The organism is Streptomyces sp. NPDC102270 (genome assembly GCF_044766405.1).
Taxonomy (GTDB): Bacteria; Actinomycetota; Actinomycetes; order Streptomycetales; family Streptomycetaceae; genus Streptomyces.
The window spans coordinates 197,945-213,542 of record NZ_JBIWLX010000014.1 but is presented as its reverse complement, the minus strand read 5'-3'; the positions used below and the strand labels follow the sequence as shown (position 1 = coordinate 213,542).

Here is a 15,598-nt window from a genome sequence, read left to right as displayed (position 1 = left end):
CCGGACCGGCGGGACCTGCGTAGGCGCCGGGCACGGTGGCTGCGAGAGCAGAGCTGGATCACGGGAGCGTGATGAGGGCGATGCTCTCTGTCTGCGCGACGGCCAGCCGGGTGCCGTCGGGGTGGAGGGCGGCCACGGGAGTGGGGATGTGGGTGATGCCGAAGCATGTGGTCTTGACGGATACGCCGACCTCGGGCCATTCCGCGACGAGGCGCCCGGTGGCCGTGTCGAGCAGGCGTGGGTGGCCGAGAAGGGAGATCACGTGATCGCCACGGGGCAGGAGCAGGACACCCGGCTCGGCATCGGCGACCGGGTTGCGGTGGAGCCACCGTCCCTCGGACACCGACCACACACCGAGGTGGCGAGCCGGAAGTGCGGTCCCCTCTGCGTCGCTCCCCCCTTCGGCCCCCGTCGCCAGCACCAGCCGATCGGCGTCGAGCCAGCAGCCCGCCGTCACCTCGCCCTTCATGACCGCCGCTGCCGGCAGCAGACCCTCGCCGTCCAGAGTGCCGGGGTCGGTGAGCGCGAGCGCCGTGTCGTAGACCATGGCGGTTCCGAAGGGATGCCAGACCCATCCGACCGAGAGCAGGTACCGGCCGTCCGGGCTCAGGCTCAACCGGGAGTGGAAGACGTCCCTCGGCTCACGCCCGCCGGCGGTCAGCCGCTCGCCGCTCGCCGCGTCCTCGATCTCGAGCACGTTGTACTCGTCGGGGCAGTGCACCACGGCCTCGCGGCCGTCACCCAGTGCGCCGAGGGCGAGCGGATAGTCGTAGTTCTCGGCCTGGTAGTCGCTGCGGATCAGCTCCCGCACGAACTGTTCTCGTTCGAGCAGCACTCCCTCGGTGCCGCGTTCCTGGAACACCGCGGAGTACGGCCCTGAGACCGAGGTGATCCCGGCATCGAACGGAAAGCTCCATTCGAAGGCCACCTTCCGCTTGCGCTCCACCCCGTCGCGGCTCCAGCGCCGACCGCATCCGGAGACCAGCTCGTCGCCTTGCCATGCCAGCGCTTCCGGCGCGGCCGCTACCGCTATCGACTCCACGGTCATTGATGACCCCCTTCTGAGAACCTGTGGTCGAAGTTCATGCCGTAGATCGTCCCGACCAGCGTCGGTGCGAACAGGATCGCCGCATTCTCGGGCCGTACCGGTCGGCGAGACCATAAGGAGACTGGTCCGTTGTCCCAAATTCGGTGCCGGGCCGCGACCATGCAGACATGGATCATCCAATGGAGGGACGCGGCCGGGCGGGGCCGCGGGCACGCGGCTGCGTGATCGCCGTGCTGGTCGCGGTGGGCGTGGTGTGCTTACTGGCGCTCTGCATGCTGTGGCAGATCCACCGTACTTTGGATCGCACGCCGCCCGATGTCGGCGCCTTCACACACTCCGCTGCCACCCGGACCGCCGGCGTGGACGCGGCGCGGAGGAGTTCCGCGAGCCTGACGAACCTGACGTCGGCGTTGTCGTGGGCCATTCCGCTCGGCACATCGGTGGCGGACTCCTGCCAGACCGAGGACCAGAACCCGTTCATGGGGGCCGCGCGCTGGGCACCGATCAACTGCGTGCGCAGTAGCGTCCGCTACCTCGCGTTTGACGGGGACATCAGCACGCGCCTCCACCAACTCGACGCCGTGCTGGCCGAGCAGAAGTGGGTGGGCTCGGGTCAGTTGCCGCACACGCTGACCGGGATGGCGACATGGATGAGCCAGGCTGGCGGTGACCCGTCCCCGGCCGTGTCGCAGCGGGGAAGCACCGAGCCCCCGGGTTCGCAGCCGATTTGCCTGTCCACGACGTACGGCCCAGCCACGCAGCAGGAGCTTGCGCACGGCGGGCTCGGCGTCCGGCTGCGCGTGTCCGTGGCGGAGCTTCCGTGCACGCCCAGAGCGGACACCGGCGACATCCAAATGAACGGCACCCTGGACAAGTCCGCGGCTGACGGAACCATCTACCTCGCATGGCACCCTCTGTCGACCTTCGCGGTGAGCCGGTCCGCCTACACGGCGCACCGCTACGTGGCGGCCTTCTCCCTCGTCGACAGCTACGCCGTCCAGTCCACCCCGACGACCTCCCCGCCGAGCAGGTAAGACGACGACGTTCCATCGCGCCTCCCCGGCAGCCACCTGCGAGGGTGACCACCGCTGCAAACTCCCGCCGCACCAGCGTGCCCAGGTTGGCCTGGTAAGAGGATCTCGGCGTGGCGGATTCCGGTGCCGGTCTGTCGCGGGATCACGGTTTTCGCTGTGCTTGCTGCACGGAGTCCAAGCTGAGACCGCTCCACATCCATCACGTCGCCAGCAGACACATTCGAATTCGAAACGTTTATCCTGCTTGTGTCTCATGGCAAGCAAGTGGCCGTTGCTGATGGTGAGTTGACGGGGGAGTCACAGGCATGGGAGTAGTGCTGCCTGGATGGGCGGATGAGCTGCTGGACCTGATCGGCGTGTCCTGGCCGAATGTGGACGAGGACGACTACCGGCAGATGGCAGATGCCATGCGGGAGTTCGCTGACGACATCAAGGACGGCACAGCGACCGCCCATCAGGGCATCCAGGCGCTGGTCGCCTCTTCCGGCGGCTCGTTGGCCGCGGAGGCGCTCGATGCCCATTGGGGGAAGATCCGCGGCAAGCATCTGGAGAACCTGGCCGAGTGCGGCCGGCTGGCGGCGACCGCGCTGGACGGGGTGGCGGTGGTCATCGAGGGCGCCAAGGCCGCGGCCGTGGTCCAACTGGGCATTCTCGCGGCGGAGGTCGCCGCGGCCCAAGCAGCGGCGCCCCTGACGTTGGGGCTGTCGGAGTTGGGCGCACTCGGGGCTACCCAGGCAACCCGGCTGATACTGAAGCGCCTGTTCAAGGAGGCCGCCGAGCAGGCCGCCGAACAGGTGGTCGGCTTGGCGCTGGCCCCGGTGGAACAGGCGCTGGGTGCCATGGTCGGGGACCTGGTGGTCCAACTGGGCGGCAACGCCCTGGGAGTGCAGAACGGTGTCGACCTGAGCCAGACCGCGCGGGCGGGCAAGACCGGTCTCGGCGACGGGGCCGACGCCACCAAGGGGCAGCTGAAACTGGCCAGCGCCGGCGGAGGCAGTGGCGGTGGCGGAGGGGCGGGTAGTGGTTCGTTCACCTTCGACCCCGATGAGTACGAGCGGGCTTCCACCAGCCTGACCAGCGCGGGGGGCGTCTTCCGTAACCGTGCCGGGGGCAGGATCAGCAGGGCCAAGGGCCACTACGGGCGTACGAAGGGCAAGGACGCGATCGCCGATACGGCGAACGCCGTGCTGGACAAGGTGATCGACGGCATCGAGGAGGCCGTCAAGAAGTCCGCCAAGCACCTCGACGACAGCATGACGCGCGGCCTGAAGCAGATGGCCCGCAACCATCAGGACAACGACCGCGGTCTCGCCGACCACTTCGACGGCCTGCGCAAGGGCGGCGACGGCAGCGCGGGGTCCCCCAAGTCCGGCCCGGGCACGTCACTGGCCTCCACCGGGACGGGACCGGGCCGGCGCAGCGGCGACTCGTCGAGCCCGCTGCGGGACGGGGCGGGCGGTGACGGGCTGGGGACCGCACAGCCGGCCAACGGTCGCTGCAAGGGCGGCGACCCGATCGACTTGATATCCGGTGAGATGATCCTCACCGAGACCGACGTGAGTCTGCCCGGTCTGCTGCCCCTGGTCGTCGAGCGCACGCACGTGTCGTCGTACCGGTGCGGTCAGTGGTTCGGCCGTTCCTGGGCCTCCACGCTCGATCAGCGGCTGGAGGCCGATGGCGACGGGCTCGTCCTGGCCGCCGCCGACGGCATGCTGCTGGTCTACCCGGTTCCGCGCCCCGACGAGCCGGTCCTGCCGGCCCACGGCCCCCGGTGGCCGTTGACCTGGGACGGCACACCGGGTGGAGAGATCCACATCACGGACCCGGCCACCGGTCACACCTTCCACTTCGCTCCCATCCCGGCGCCCGCCCCCGGCACCCCGGCCGCCCACCGGATGACCCTGCCGCTGTCAGGGGTCTCCGACCGCAACGGCCACCGCCTGGAGATAGACCGCACCGAGTCCGGCACCCCCGTCGAGGTCTGGCACAGCGGCGGCTACCGGATCGCCGTCGACACCGACGACAACCGGATCACCGCGCTGCGGCTGCTCGACACCGAGGACGGCGGCCCCGAGGGCACGGCACTGCGCCGGTACGGGTACGACGTGCACGGCGACCTCGTCGAAGTCGTCGACGCCCTGGGCCACGCCGCCCGCTTCACCTACGACGGCAACGGCCGCATCGTCGAGCGCACCGACCGCAATGGCGGCTGGTACCGCTGGGAGTACGACAGTTCGGACCGCTGCATCCGCGGCACCGGCGCCGACGGCTTCCTCTCCTGCACCCTGGACTACGACCTGCTCGGCCGCACCACCCGGTACACCGATTCCCTCGGCCACACCACCGTCTACCGCTACGACGAGCACCGGCAGCTGACCGGCTGGACCGACGCCGAGGGCAACACCGTCCACCGCCTGTGGGACGGCCCCGAGCGCCTTGCCGCCGTCACTGATGCCCTGGGCCGTACCACTCGCTACGAGTACGACCACGCCGGGAACACCACCGCCGTCGTCCGCCCCGACGGACACGTCATGCGCGCGCTCCACAACGACCTCGGCCTGCCGGTCGAGATCACCGAGGAGGACGGCGCCACCTGGCGGTACACCTACGACGAGCGGGGCAACCGGCTCTCGGCCACCGACCCGGCCGGTGCCGTCACCCACTACAGCTACGACGAGCAGGGCAGGCCGACCGCGATCACGGACGCCCTGGGCCACACCCGCCGGATCGAGGCCGACGCGGCCGGCCTGCCCGTGGTGCTCACCGATTCCCTCGGCCACACCACCACCGTCGAGCGGGACGCCTTCGGCCGCGTGCGCACCTTCACCGACGCCGACGGCCGCACCGAGAGGTTCGGCTGGACGACGGAGGGCCGGCCCGCCTGGCGCGAACTGGCCGACGGTGCCCTGGAGATGTGGGAATGGGACGGTGAGGGCAACCTCGTCGCCGCCACCGACCGGGCCGGGAACACCTCCCGCTTCACCTTCACCCACTTCCACCTCCCCGCCTCCCGCACCACCCCCGACGGCGTCCGTCACACCTTCCACCACGACAGCGAACTGCGCCTCATCGGTGTCGCGGCCCCGGACGGCCGCGTCTGGGAGTACACGTACGACGCAGCCGGACGCCTGGTCCGCGAGCGTGACTTCGCGGGCCGTACCCTCACCTACCGCCCCGACCCGACCGGCGCGCTCGCCGCCCGCACCAACGGCGCCGGCGAGACGACGACCTACGTGCGGGACGTCCTGGGCCGCCCGGTTGAGGAGCACCGCGCCGACGGCGTCAGCACCTTCGCCTACGACCTCTCCGGCACCCTGCTGCGCTCGACCAACGCCACCACCACCGTGGAGCACACCTACGACCTGCTGGGCCGCAAGCTGTCCGAGACCATCAACGGCCGCACCACCACCTGGGCGTACGACCTCCTGGGCCGCCGCATCGAGCGCCGCACCCCGTCGGGCACCGTCTCCACCTGGAGCTATGACGCCACGGGCCGACCCACCGCCCTGGACACCGAGGGCCACCGGATCGACTTCACCTTCGACGCCACCGGCCGCGAGATCCTGCGGGGCCTGGGGCCAGGCCTCAGCCTCACCCACGACTGGGACACCAACGGCCGCCTCGGCGCCCAGCAGCTGTCCCACGGCGAGCAGCTGCTGGAGCACCGGCGCTACAGCTACCGCCCGGACGGATTCCTGACCGAGATCCGGGACCTGACCGGCGGCAGCCGCCGCTTCGACCTCACCCCCGCCGGGCGGGTCACCGCCGTCCACGGCACCGGCTGGAGCGAGTCGTACGCCTACGACCCCGCCGGCAACCTCACCCGCGCCGCCCGACCCGGCACCGACCCGGACGCCACCACCCGTGAGTACGACGGCAATCGGCTGCGCCGCTTCGGCCGTACAACCTGCGAGTACGACGGCAACGGGCGCCTGGTCCGCCGCCACACCCGCCTCCTCAACGGCCAGACCAAGACCCACACCTACACCTGGAACAGCGAAGACCGGCTGACCGGCACCACGACCGCCGACGGCGCCCGCTGGGTCTACGAGTACGACGCAGCAGGCCGACGTACCGCCAAGCGGCGGCTCGACACGGACGGGCGGGTGGCAGAGGAGACCCTTTTCGCCTGGGACGGCACCCGGCTGTCCGAACAGACCACCCTGGCCGGAAGTACGACCACCTGGGACTACCACTCCGGCACCCACCGCCCGCTCACCCAGCTCGACCGACACCCCGCAGCCGAGCCCCGCTTCCACGCCGTCGTCACCGACCTGTCCGGCGCGCCCACCGAACTCGTCACCCCGGACGGCACCATCGCCTGGCGCGGCCGCACGACCGTGTGGGGGCTGCCCCTGCCCGCTGCCACGGACAGCCCGGCCACCGGCGCCACCGACTGCCCGCTGCGCTTTCCCGGCCAGTACGCCGACGAGGAGACCGGCTGGCACTACAACTACTTCCGGCACTACGACCCGGAAACCGCCCGCTACCTCAGCCACGACCCCCTCGGTCTGGCCGCGGCCCCCAACGACTACGCCTACGTCGACAACCCGTTCACGATCGCCGACCCGCTCGGCCTCATGCCCGCCATCCACGGCCCGAACGGCCAGTGGATGCGTGATCCCAACGCGCCGATCATCCAGCACAATCGCGACACCGAGTACCCCAGCAGTTACCGGCAGTCCACCCACGACGCCATGGCCTCGCAGTGGACCGTGGAGGGCCAGATGCAGGGCGGCGTCCCCGTCTACCCGACCGGGCACCCCAGCGCGGGTCAGCGCATCCCCCGGGACCAGCTGAACTGGTTCGACTCCAACGGCAACCCGGTCCCCAGCGACCAGCTGACCTACGAGCACGTGCACCCGGTCGTCCAGCACTGGAACCAGACCGGATACAACACCGACCGCGGCACCCGCAACGACTACTACAACGACACGAATAACCTGGTGCCCATGACCCGCAGCCAGAACTCTGCGGGAGGCGGACGGATGACGGCGACGTACCGGCAGGACACCGGACCCAACTACTCCTGCTCCTGACCCGCTCCGGCAGCAGACACACTCAGAAGCACAACAGTGAGCGACAGGAAGAGAGCCAGACGATGGACATGACGTCGAAGGTGGCCGCCCAGCCCGGAGCCGCCCCCATCGAGGGCCTGCCCGACGCCTGGCACTGGTCCCGCATGATCTTCAACTTCGACGCCGTCCTCACCCCGGACCACGAGCACCTGCTGGAGATGCGGGTCATGGGCCGCTACGACGCGAACCTGGCACAGGCCGTGCTGGCCTTCGCACGCAAGCACAGCACGGACATCACCGACAGTGGCCGGCCGCTGGTGGCTCTGGGCGGATTCACCTGCCCCGGCTGGGAGTTCGACACCATCGCGGCCGTCGGCCCCGGCGTCCACGACAACCATGCCCAGGACGACGCCGACCTCCACAAGGCCACCTGGACCCTGTTCCCCGGCTACCGCTGCGAGTTCTCCGGGACGGAGACGGAGGAAGAGGCCATCCACCTGTTCCGCCTGGCACTCCAGCCGACCAAGCTCGACCGCGAGTGCGTCCCCTTCCTGCGGATGCGCTACGCCAACACCCGCACCCAGAGCCACAGCACCGGCCCCGACCGCGGCATCGCCCCCCTGCCCGTCCTGCTGAACGAACTGTCCCTGCTGGAGGGTGCCCCCGGCAGCTGGGTCGAGTGGGAGAACCGCCTCGGCGAGATCCTCAAGGCCGAAGCCGACCCCGGGGCCGGCCTCACCCTGCACACCGCGGCCGGTGACCGCGGTATCACCGGCGAGGAGCTGCTCGGCCTCGCCGAACAGTCCGTCGTTCACGCCGGCGAGGCTGCGTGACCAGGATTCGGGCGAAGGCGTGGAACGGTGACACCTGGGACGACCCCGCCGAGGACACGCTGTACGACCTCCTCAGCGAGCTCAACCTCGTCCACCGCTTCCTGATCGTCGAGCGGGCCGACTCACCTGATCCCGGGCAGCACTACATCCAGGTGTACCTGGAGGACGACCACAGCTGCCTCGTCGAGTACCGCGACGGCGGTCCACACGCCCATTACCAGGCCCGCATCCCCGCCCCCTATGCCATGCACGGGCATGACCTGGCCGCCGATGTCGTGAAGAGTTGGGCACGCGCCGACGACCAGTGGCGTACTGCCCTGTCATGGTCTCCACTGACTGTGTGAGCTGTCGCTCAGAGCCAGTCCCGCCGCTTGAAGATCACGTACAGACTCACGCAGACCACCCCCGTCAAGCCGATCGCGAAGGGGTATCCGAAGCTCCAGCCCAGCTCCGGCACGTGCTCGAAGGTCATGCCGTAGATCGTCTCGACCAGCGTCGGAGCGAACAGGATCGCCGCCCACGACGAGATCTTCTTGAAGTTGTCTACCGGGTGGTTCTGACCTGCGGCGATACGGTTGTTTGTGTCTTTGACCTGCAAGGATGAGGCTTTCAGGGTCTTTCAGGATCATGCCGTATTACGCAGCCGATTCTCCCCACGCGCTCCCCAGAGCGGCTCGTACTCCCCAGATTCTCCCCAGAGAGCGCCGCCGGACGGAAGGCGTTGGCCGTGGTTTCGCCAGCTCGTCGGAGGGGCGCACCGGTCACGCCGAGTGGTCGGTGACAGAGTGAAGGCGGGCGTCCTCGTGGTCCGTTGTCCCGGAGGGACCGGCGAAGGCCGTGACCTGCCACGATGGGCGGTCCGGGGCCGCTCGAAGTACAGCCACTCCCTGCCCGAGCAGGAACCGCTGAGCCGCTTCCTCCTGCAGTTCTCCCTGCGGGAAGCCACGCTCGCCGCCGTCTACCAGGCCAGTTGGGACGACCTTCCCGGGCGCCTCCTTCCGGCGCTCGAGAGCTGCCTACAGCGCGTGCCTCTGGCCTCCAGACTGGGCGGTCGCTGGAGTTTGCAGCCCATGCCCCTGCCGTGGAGAGTTCTCGCCCATGCGGACCAGGGCAAGTCGTGACGTCGAGAGGACTCGCGGAGCCAAGTGAGCGGGCGATGTCCGGGCGAGGTCGTGAGCGGTCCACCGCCACGCGTCCTCGTCGTCCTCGCTCTCCTTCGCAGGGTCCCAGTCGGGGTGCAGACCCAGTTCCGTACGGCGTGTTCGTTCGTACGGCAACGGCTCGCCGAGGGTCAGCAGTTCGTCCTCCGCCTCGCCTGTTTCGCCGTAACGCCTGATCACCGTGCCGTGCTCGGCGACGAGCCATGCGGAGCCGTCGCCCTGGCCGCCGTAGTAGTACGCCTGGGCTCGCCCGTAGCGGGCACTGAGTTCGGTGCACAGGCGCAGCACGTCCTCGCGGCGCTCCTGGCCGTGCGGGTCGCACCAGGCGCCCAGGACGAGGGTCCGGCCATCGAGTTCGGGGGTGACGAAGACCCGTTCGTAGCCGGTGTGTTCGTCCGTGTCGCAGACGTGGCCGGCGTCGACGATGTCGTTGCCGAGCGCGAAGGTCACGGGTCGTGGATCGGTCAGGCCGAGGACATGCATGATCCCGGTCTGGTCTCCGCCGGGGATGGCCATCCAGTAGTTCCAGCAGGCCCACAGCGGTTCGGGCCGATCGTCCGGGAGCTTGATGCGGATGAGTCGTTCGATCGCGGCCGTGTCTGCGCGCGACAGCGCCGGTTCGCCGCCGAGTTCGACGAGTACGGTCAACGCCCGCGCCCGCTGTCGGCCCGGCCCCCTTTCGCGTATGCGCCGGAGCAGCGGAATCACGTGCTCGTCGGTGCGGATCAGGGCGTCCTGGGCTTGTCGGGCGACCTCCTGGTCCGGGTCGCCGAGCAGCGGCAGCAGGACGGCGGCGGACCGGCCGGCTTCCCCGCAGTGCTCGATCCCACGGACGGCCTGACGGCGCACGAGCGGCACGTGGTGGGTCAGGGCCGCGGTGTAGCGGTCGAGGACGGCCACGCCGAGTTGGGAGAACGCGAAGCCGGCGCGTTTGGGGGACTCCTCGGTGGACGCGGAGAGGAGCCCCTGGAGCAGACCGTCGAACCCTGCCCCCTATCCGCCTGAGTACGGCGGTGATCGGTCGCCAGTCAACCGGGGACTCCGCGTCCATCACCTCCCGCACCAACTGCTCCACCCCGCCGGCGCCGAACATCACCAACGCGGCTGCTGCTGCCTCGTGCCGGTCCGGCCTGCCGAGGTCTCGTATCAGGTCGGCGTTCACCACGTGCCCCCCAGCAGGGTCGACCAGAGCTTCCGAGCGTCATGATTCCGCAAGGGTCTGACATCGACCGAGCGGTCCCGCTACTCGTACGCCCCCCCCCGGGCGGGTCGTTCGTCCAAGATGGCCGTCCCATGATGCGGCCGTGGAGTGCCACCTACTGGAGTGGACAGCAACCAAGGCCCAGGTCTCGGACCTGGGCCTTGGTCATGGAGCGGGTGACGAGAATCGAACACTCTCAGCTTGGGAGGCGGCGGCGCTTAGAAGCACCGCTGCTGACCGCAGTTGTCCGCCCTGATGGGCACGCTGTGGGCACGACCTTCGGGGCTGAGCACAAGTCCGACTTTTTGGCGGGAGCGTCCCTCCCGGGGACGCTGATCAAGATCGAATCGCGGCATATCGGCACGGCAGTGGTGCCGTGCCGGGACCCGTCCCGAAGGCCCGCTCCTGCTGACCGGAGTCGCTTCGTGACGGGGCTCGCCCGTCACTGCGTGGGCACGGCCCGCCAAAGGAGGGCACCAGGCGCCACTCGGGAGAGGCCGCGGTCCCCGGGCATCGGTCGTGTTCCTGCTCGGATACGGCCGGACAGACAGCGAGGCCATGGCGCAGCAACTGGGGCCACTGGAGCGGATCAGGGACCGGTCCCGGACGCTCCTCCTAGCATCGGGCATCAGCTGCGGGCAGCACCCACGACCGGCCTCCACCGGAGTCAAGTGCCTCGCGTACAACCAACGATTCGGGTCCGGTACGCGCAAGCCCGGTCGTCATTACAGATGCAGTGTGTGCCGGAGATACCTGTGAAGGGGTATGACCATGGGGCAGGTACGCGAGGGTGCACGGTTGGCGGCCTGGGCCGTCAGCGGGGTCATCGGCCTGGCGGTGTTGTACGTGATCGGGGTGTTCGCCTTCGGCGGTGCGGAGTGGATCACCGCCCCGTTCCGCGGTGAGGCGGACAAACGCGAGAACACCGTCGGCTCGGGCGAGTTCCGTCAGACCACGTACGAGGAGTTCTTCGATCTGTGCGAGGCCGTGCAGAACGCCGAAGGGACGATCCAGGCGCTCCAGGAGGAGCGGGAGGTCGCTTCGGAAACACGCACGACGCAGATCGACCAGTCGATCACCGCGCTGAGGGCCACGCGGATCGAGTCGGTCAATACCTACAACTCGAAGGCCGCCCAGGAGCACCGCGCACCCTTCCGCGACAAGGATCTGCCGTACCGGCTGGATGCCACCGCCAAGCGCACGACATGCACCAACTGATCCCCGTCTCATCCAGGGAAGAGGGCAGCACCGCATGAAGAAGTTCGCACGCATGGCCCCGGCCACGGTTGCCGCGCTCGTTGTGGGCCTTGCCCTGACGTCCTGCACCGAGTCCAGCCAGGACAAGGAGAACAAGGCCAAGCAGGACACCTACGACCACCTCGTGGCCGAGCAGCCGGCGGGCCGCATGGAGTACTCACCGACCCGCGAAGCGATCAACCAGTGGATCAAAACGTGGGGGAAGCGGGGCAAACTCTCGTACGTCTACATCCAGAACGCCAATGGCGAGTACGGGTACTTCATCATGAAGGGCCTGCCGGTGCCGCGCTGCAAGATGCTCACTCCGACGGAGAGGGTGGAGTCCTCCTCCAACGGCGTCGCGGTCCTCGCACAGCCCGGCATGGACGGCACGTACACGTCGGGTTCCACCTGCAACGCCTACTACGGTTTCGACGCCACGACGGGCGCGTACATGGAGTTCACGGTCGGCACGAACCAGTCGTTCTTCCTGTTCGACAAGCCCATGACGATGCCGGAGTACGCCGGCGCCAAGCAGTTGGGGCCGACCTCGGTGAAGGACGTCGGGTAGCAACCGGAGCGGTCGAACCGGAGCGGTCGGGGGCGGGTTGGAAGAGTTCCGGCCCCCGTCTCCCGTCAAGCGGCGTCGATGGCGCCGGTGTTCTTGCGGGCACGTCAGTACGCCGACTTCAGCGTTCCTCCGGGGAGGCTCTTCCCGTCCTCCCGGCCCACGCCGCACAGCACCCACCGGAACCCGGCGTCCCACTCCTCGTCCGAGGAGTACCAGCCCCACATCTCGTGTCCCTGGCCACGGGCCCAGTTGACGCCGTACTTCTCGTCGCAGAGGTCTCCCGCGTCGACACTGTCCGCCGAGCCGTCGCCCGAGGCCCGGGTCCAGCCCACCATCTGCTGGTCGTGCGGTCCGCCGCAGTTCACCAGGGTCTTGGTGTACGTGTCGTCCTCGTCCTTCCGCGTGTCGATGCAGTCACCCGGGCCCAGTTGCGTGACGTACACCTCGTTGCCGAACTTGCGGAAGTCGCCGAGCGGGCCGCCTGCGGTGGCGTTCTTCAGGAAGAGCAGGCAGGCCGAGGGCGGCGGCTCGCTCTGCCCGGTCCCGGGCGTGAGGACGTACAGCACCGGGTCGGCCATGGTCGCCCGCAGCTTGGCGGTGCGCCGGGTGCACTCGTCCCGCACCGCCCGCGGGCCGTCGGCTGCGACGGCCGTGATGACCTGGCCGTCGGGATTGTCGTCGTAGCAGTCGACGAGCTTCACCTTGGGTAGCTCCTTGAACTTCCCGTCCTTCCCTTCGGCGTCGACGCACTGTCCCGGTGCGAGCTCCTCGCGCAGCCCCGCCCGCCGGCCGTACGGGTACGCGTTCCGCGTCACGGTCGGGGAAGGGCTCGCGGCCACCTTCGTGCCGGCCTCCGGCCCTTTCACCCCGGCCTTCTCCGTCGGGTACGTGGCGGCACCCAGCGCGAATCCGCCGCCCCCCACCAGCACGGCAACGAGCGTCAGCAGTACGGCCGTTCGCAGGCCGGGCGCTCGGCGAGCAGCGCCCGAGACGCTTCCCGACGCGCTCCTGGAGCCGGTCGCGGCGGTGGCACCGGCGCTGGAACCGGTCCTCTCCCGGGCGGTTCCGGGAAGCGGGGGCAGCGGCGTCCGAGGGGTCCTGGTTCCCCCGGCCTCCGCGAGCAGCTCACGCGCTTGCTCCACCCGCATACGCTCCGCCGGATCCTTGGCCAGCAGCCCCATGATCACGCGGCTCAGCGGGTCGCTCGCCCGCTGCGGTACGGCGGGTTCCGCGGTCAGCGCCGCCATGAGGGAGGCGTCGAGCGTGTCCCGCTCGAAGGGGGAGGCGCCCTCGACAGCGAAGTAGAGAGTGGCACCGATCGAGAACAGGTCGGTTGCTTCCGTCGCGTCGCCGCCGGACAGTCGTTCCGGCGCCAGGTAGCCCGGGGTGCCCACCACCATGCCGCTCCGGGTGACCCGGGTCTCCCGGGGCCACAGCGAGATGCCGTAGTCCGTGAGCAGGACCCGTCGATCGGCGGCGCCGGACGGGTCCGGCGCCAACAGGACGTTGGAGGGCTTCACGTCCCGGTGGATGATGCCGAGCCGGTGCCCGGCGGACAGCGCGTCGAGGGTGGCCGCCCCGATCCCGGCCACCTCCTCGCTCGGCAGCGGCCCGCGGTCCTCCACCACGGCCCGCAGATCCCGGGTGCCGGGCAGGTACTCCATCACGATCCACGGGCGGTCGTCGTCCTCCACCACGTCGTACACGGTGATCACGTTCGGGTGCTCGCGCAGCTGCGCCGCCTTCAGCGCCTCCCTGCGCCCGCGGTGGACGGGGTCGTCGCCGGGTCCGTGCGACTCGTACGGAACGTTCTCGTACGGAACGGCGATCTCCTTGACCGCGACCCGGACCTGGAGGTCCTCGTCCTCGGCCAGCCACACGTGTCCGCCACCGCCGGAGCCCAGCCGCTCCTGGAGCCGGTACCGTCCGGCGATGACCCCGCCGAAGCCACGGTCCGCGCCGCCGCTCACCGGACGACCAGCGGGCGGAAGGCGGACCGCACATCGGACTTGGACGGGTCGACGTACATCGAGACCGTGCTCTCCGCGGTGAAGATGGTCGAGGGGCAGCTCGTACCGCTGATCTGGATCTTGCGGTCGGCGACCAGCCTGCCGGTGCGCAGCTCGTAGACCTTCACCGGGATCTCGATCTTGTGGAAGCTCACGTACCCGACGGCACCGGAGGACTCGCTCCGGTACGGGCAGGTCTCGACGGAATCCCCGAAGGTGTCCTCGCCCATGCAGACCACCAGCACCGCGTCGGCGGCATCGTCCGCCTTCCAGGAGCCGGGGAACTGCTTCGGGTAGCCGGAGGTGGTGCCGTCCTCGTCGGAGGCGTAGAACAGCGCGGGGTTGGTGCCCTTGCCCATGGGCTTGGCGCCGCTGTACTTCGCCGGGTCGGCGCAGTACTCGGGTTGTGTGCCGGCCTCTCCGGAGAGCAGGTTGCTGACGTTCGCCAACTCGACGCTCAGGGTGGCCTTCCTGGCTCCCTTCCGGGCCCGGTCCGCGAGGCCGCTGCCGGGATACCGGTCGAGCAGCCGCTCGTAGTACGTGCGCGCCTCCTCCCAACTGTCGTCCGCCAGGAGGTCGTCACCGCATCCGACGAGTGCCGCGGGCGCGGTCAGCGCGGCCGTGTCGGCGGCCCGGTCCAGTACGTCGTGGCTCCGCCCCCGGTCGCGGAGCCAGTCGGTGACGGCGGCGGTGTCGCAGGGGTCCTTGGCGGGCAGCCTGCCGAGGAATCCGTTCAAGGTCGCTTCGACCGTCTTCTCGTTGCCGCCCTTTGCCAGCACCGAGGCGAGTGTGCCGAAGCCGTCCGCCAGGGCCTCGGTGTCCCCGGTCAGCGCCGTGCTCAGCTCGGCCCGTGCCGTCCGCAGCCGGTCGCACGCCGCTACGGCCTCGTCACCGCGGGCGGTGAGCGGGGCGTCGGCGACGCGGTGCCCGAACCACACCCTGCCCTGGGCGGTCGACACCCGTGCGCAATCGCCGCTTTCGCGTGCCTCGGTGACGCTCCGACCGATCCTGAACGCGTCGAAGCGCAACAGCCCCACCACCAGCAGCACCGGCAGCGTAATGCCGAGCGGGACCAGGCGCTGTCTGTGCCTCGTGCCCCGGCCGCCGCATCCGCGCGCCAGGAACCACCCGTGGACGACCACGGTCGCCCACCACACGAGCACGGCCACCTCGTACGACGGCGAGGCGGTCGTGACGAGCCCGAGGACGAGTACGGCGCTGCCGACCACGGCGGCGAGGGCGAGCCGGCGTCGCCGCAGCATCAGATAGCCGACGCCGAGCAGCGAGGCATTGCCCAGGGCGACGGCCACCGGGTCGGGTGCCCTGGGCTCGTCGGGCGCGGTACTCGGCATGGTGGGCAGGGCGTACGTCGGGTCGCTCATCCTGATCTCCCCCGGTCTCGGTCACGAACAGGTCCGGCGCCCGCATGGTGCGGCGCCGTTCCCGGGAGGGGTCCCGGGGCGGACCGTGAACCGGCCGTGCTGTGGG

Annotated in this window: 10 protein-coding genes and 1 pseudogene; 6 read left to right on the top strand and 5 right to left on the bottom strand. The window is 69.8% G+C overall.

Features of this window, described 5'->3' with window-relative positions; all coding sequences use genetic code 11:
- Positions 1-58 precede the first annotated feature (58 nt).
- Positions 59-1,048: a hypothetical protein gene (locus tag ACIRP7_RS29400; RefSeq protein ID WP_403665322.1), complete on the bottom strand. Its 990-nt coding sequence runs from the start codon at positions 1,046-1,048 to the stop codon at positions 59-61.
- 167 nt (positions 1,049-1,215) lie between these two features.
- On the opposite strand from ACIRP7_RS29400, the gene ACIRP7_RS29395 reads away from it, so the two are divergent.
- The 4 genes from ACIRP7_RS29395 to ACIRP7_RS29380 all read left to right on the top strand — a co-directional run bounded on the left by ACIRP7_RS29395 (position 1,216) and on the right by ACIRP7_RS29380 (position 8,277).
- Entirely contained in the window at positions 1,216-2,082 is an 867-nt protein-coding gene (locus ACIRP7_RS29395) for a hypothetical protein (RefSeq protein ID WP_403665320.1), read from the top strand.
- Between the two features lie 305 nt (positions 2,083-2,387).
- Positions 2,388-7,121, top strand: a complete 4,734-nt coding sequence (locus ACIRP7_RS29390) for a DUF6531 domain-containing protein (protein ID WP_403665318.1) — start codon at positions 2,388-2,390, stop codon at positions 7,119-7,121.
- Between the two features lie 68 nt (positions 7,122-7,189).
- The gene (locus tag ACIRP7_RS29385) at positions 7,190-7,933 is read left to right on the top strand and encodes a hypothetical protein (protein ID WP_403665316.1); all 744 of its coding nucleotides are present in this window, start codon (positions 7,190-7,192) and stop codon (positions 7,931-7,933) included.
- Positions 7,930-8,277: a hypothetical protein gene (locus ACIRP7_RS29380; RefSeq protein WP_403665314.1), complete on the top strand. Its 348-nt coding sequence runs from the start codon at positions 7,930-7,932 to the stop codon at positions 8,275-8,277. Before ACIRP7_RS29385 ends, ACIRP7_RS29380 begins: the two co-directional genes overlap by 4 nt.
- 8 nt (positions 8,278-8,285) lie before the next feature.
- Here the strand turns inward: ACIRP7_RS29380 and ACIRP7_RS29375 are convergent.
- Positions 8,286-8,477 (bottom strand): annotated as a pseudogene (locus ACIRP7_RS29375) (CorA family divalent cation transporter); the annotation flags it as partial.
- A 472-nt stretch (positions 8,478-8,949) separates the two neighbouring features.
- The gene (locus tag ACIRP7_RS29370; protein WP_403665312.1) at positions 8,950-9,993 is read right to left on the bottom strand and encodes a HEAT repeat domain-containing protein; all 1,044 of its coding nucleotides are present in this window, start codon (positions 9,991-9,993) and stop codon (positions 8,950-8,952) included.
- Between the two features lie 1,066 nt (positions 9,994-11,059).
- On the opposite strand from ACIRP7_RS29370, the gene ACIRP7_RS29365 reads away from it, so the two are divergent.
- Complete coding sequence (locus ACIRP7_RS29365) at positions 11,060-11,512, top strand: hypothetical protein (protein ID WP_403665310.1); 453 nt, start codon at positions 11,060-11,062, stop codon at positions 11,510-11,512.
- Positions 11,513-11,546: 34 nt separating this feature from the next.
- Positions 11,547-12,101, top strand: a complete 555-nt coding sequence (locus ACIRP7_RS29360) for a hypothetical protein (RefSeq protein WP_403665308.1) — start codon at positions 11,547-11,549, stop codon at positions 12,099-12,101.
- Positions 12,102-12,205: 104 nt separating this feature from the next.
- On the opposite strand, the gene ACIRP7_RS29355 is transcribed toward ACIRP7_RS29360, so the two are convergent.
- Entirely contained in the window at positions 12,206-14,071 is a 1,866-nt protein-coding gene (locus ACIRP7_RS29355) for a serine/threonine-protein kinase (RefSeq protein ID WP_403665306.1), read from the bottom strand.
- Positions 14,068-15,492: a tol-pal system YbgF family protein gene (locus ACIRP7_RS29350; protein WP_403665304.1), complete on the bottom strand. Its 1,425-nt coding sequence runs from the start codon at positions 15,490-15,492 to the stop codon at positions 14,068-14,070. Before ACIRP7_RS29350 ends, ACIRP7_RS29355 begins: the two co-directional genes overlap by 4 nt.
- Between the last annotated feature and the right edge of the window lie 106 nt (positions 15,493-15,598).

What these genes read in the sequence shown, in the direction of transcription:
- ACIRP7_RS29360 (WP_403665308.1), top strand. Translation starts at nt 11,547, where the DNA reads ATGAAGAAGTTCGCACGCATGGCCCCGGCCACGGTTGCCGCGCTCGTT.
- ACIRP7_RS29395 (WP_403665320.1), top strand. Translation starts at nt 1,216, where the DNA reads ATGGATCATCCAATGGAGGGACGCGGCCGGGCGGGGCCGCGGGCACGC.
- ACIRP7_RS29385 (WP_403665316.1), top strand. Translation starts at nt 7,190, where the DNA reads ATGACGTCGAAGGTGGCCGCCCAGCCCGGAGCCGCCCCCATCGAGGGC.
- ACIRP7_RS29390 (WP_403665318.1), top strand. Translation starts at nt 2,388, where the DNA reads ATGGGAGTAGTGCTGCCTGGATGGGCGGATGAGCTGCTGGACCTGATC.
- ACIRP7_RS29365 (WP_403665310.1), top strand. Translation starts at nt 11,060, where the DNA reads ATGACCATGGGGCAGGTACGCGAGGGTGCACGGTTGGCGGCCTGGGCC.
- ACIRP7_RS29400 (WP_403665322.1), bottom strand. Translation starts at nt 1,048, where the DNA reads ATGACCGTGGAGTCGATAGCGGTAGCGGCCGCGCCGGAAGCGCTGGCA.
- ACIRP7_RS29350 (WP_403665304.1), bottom strand. Translation starts at nt 15,492, where the DNA reads ATGAGCGACCCGACGTACGCCCTGCCCACCATGCCGAGTACCGCGCCC.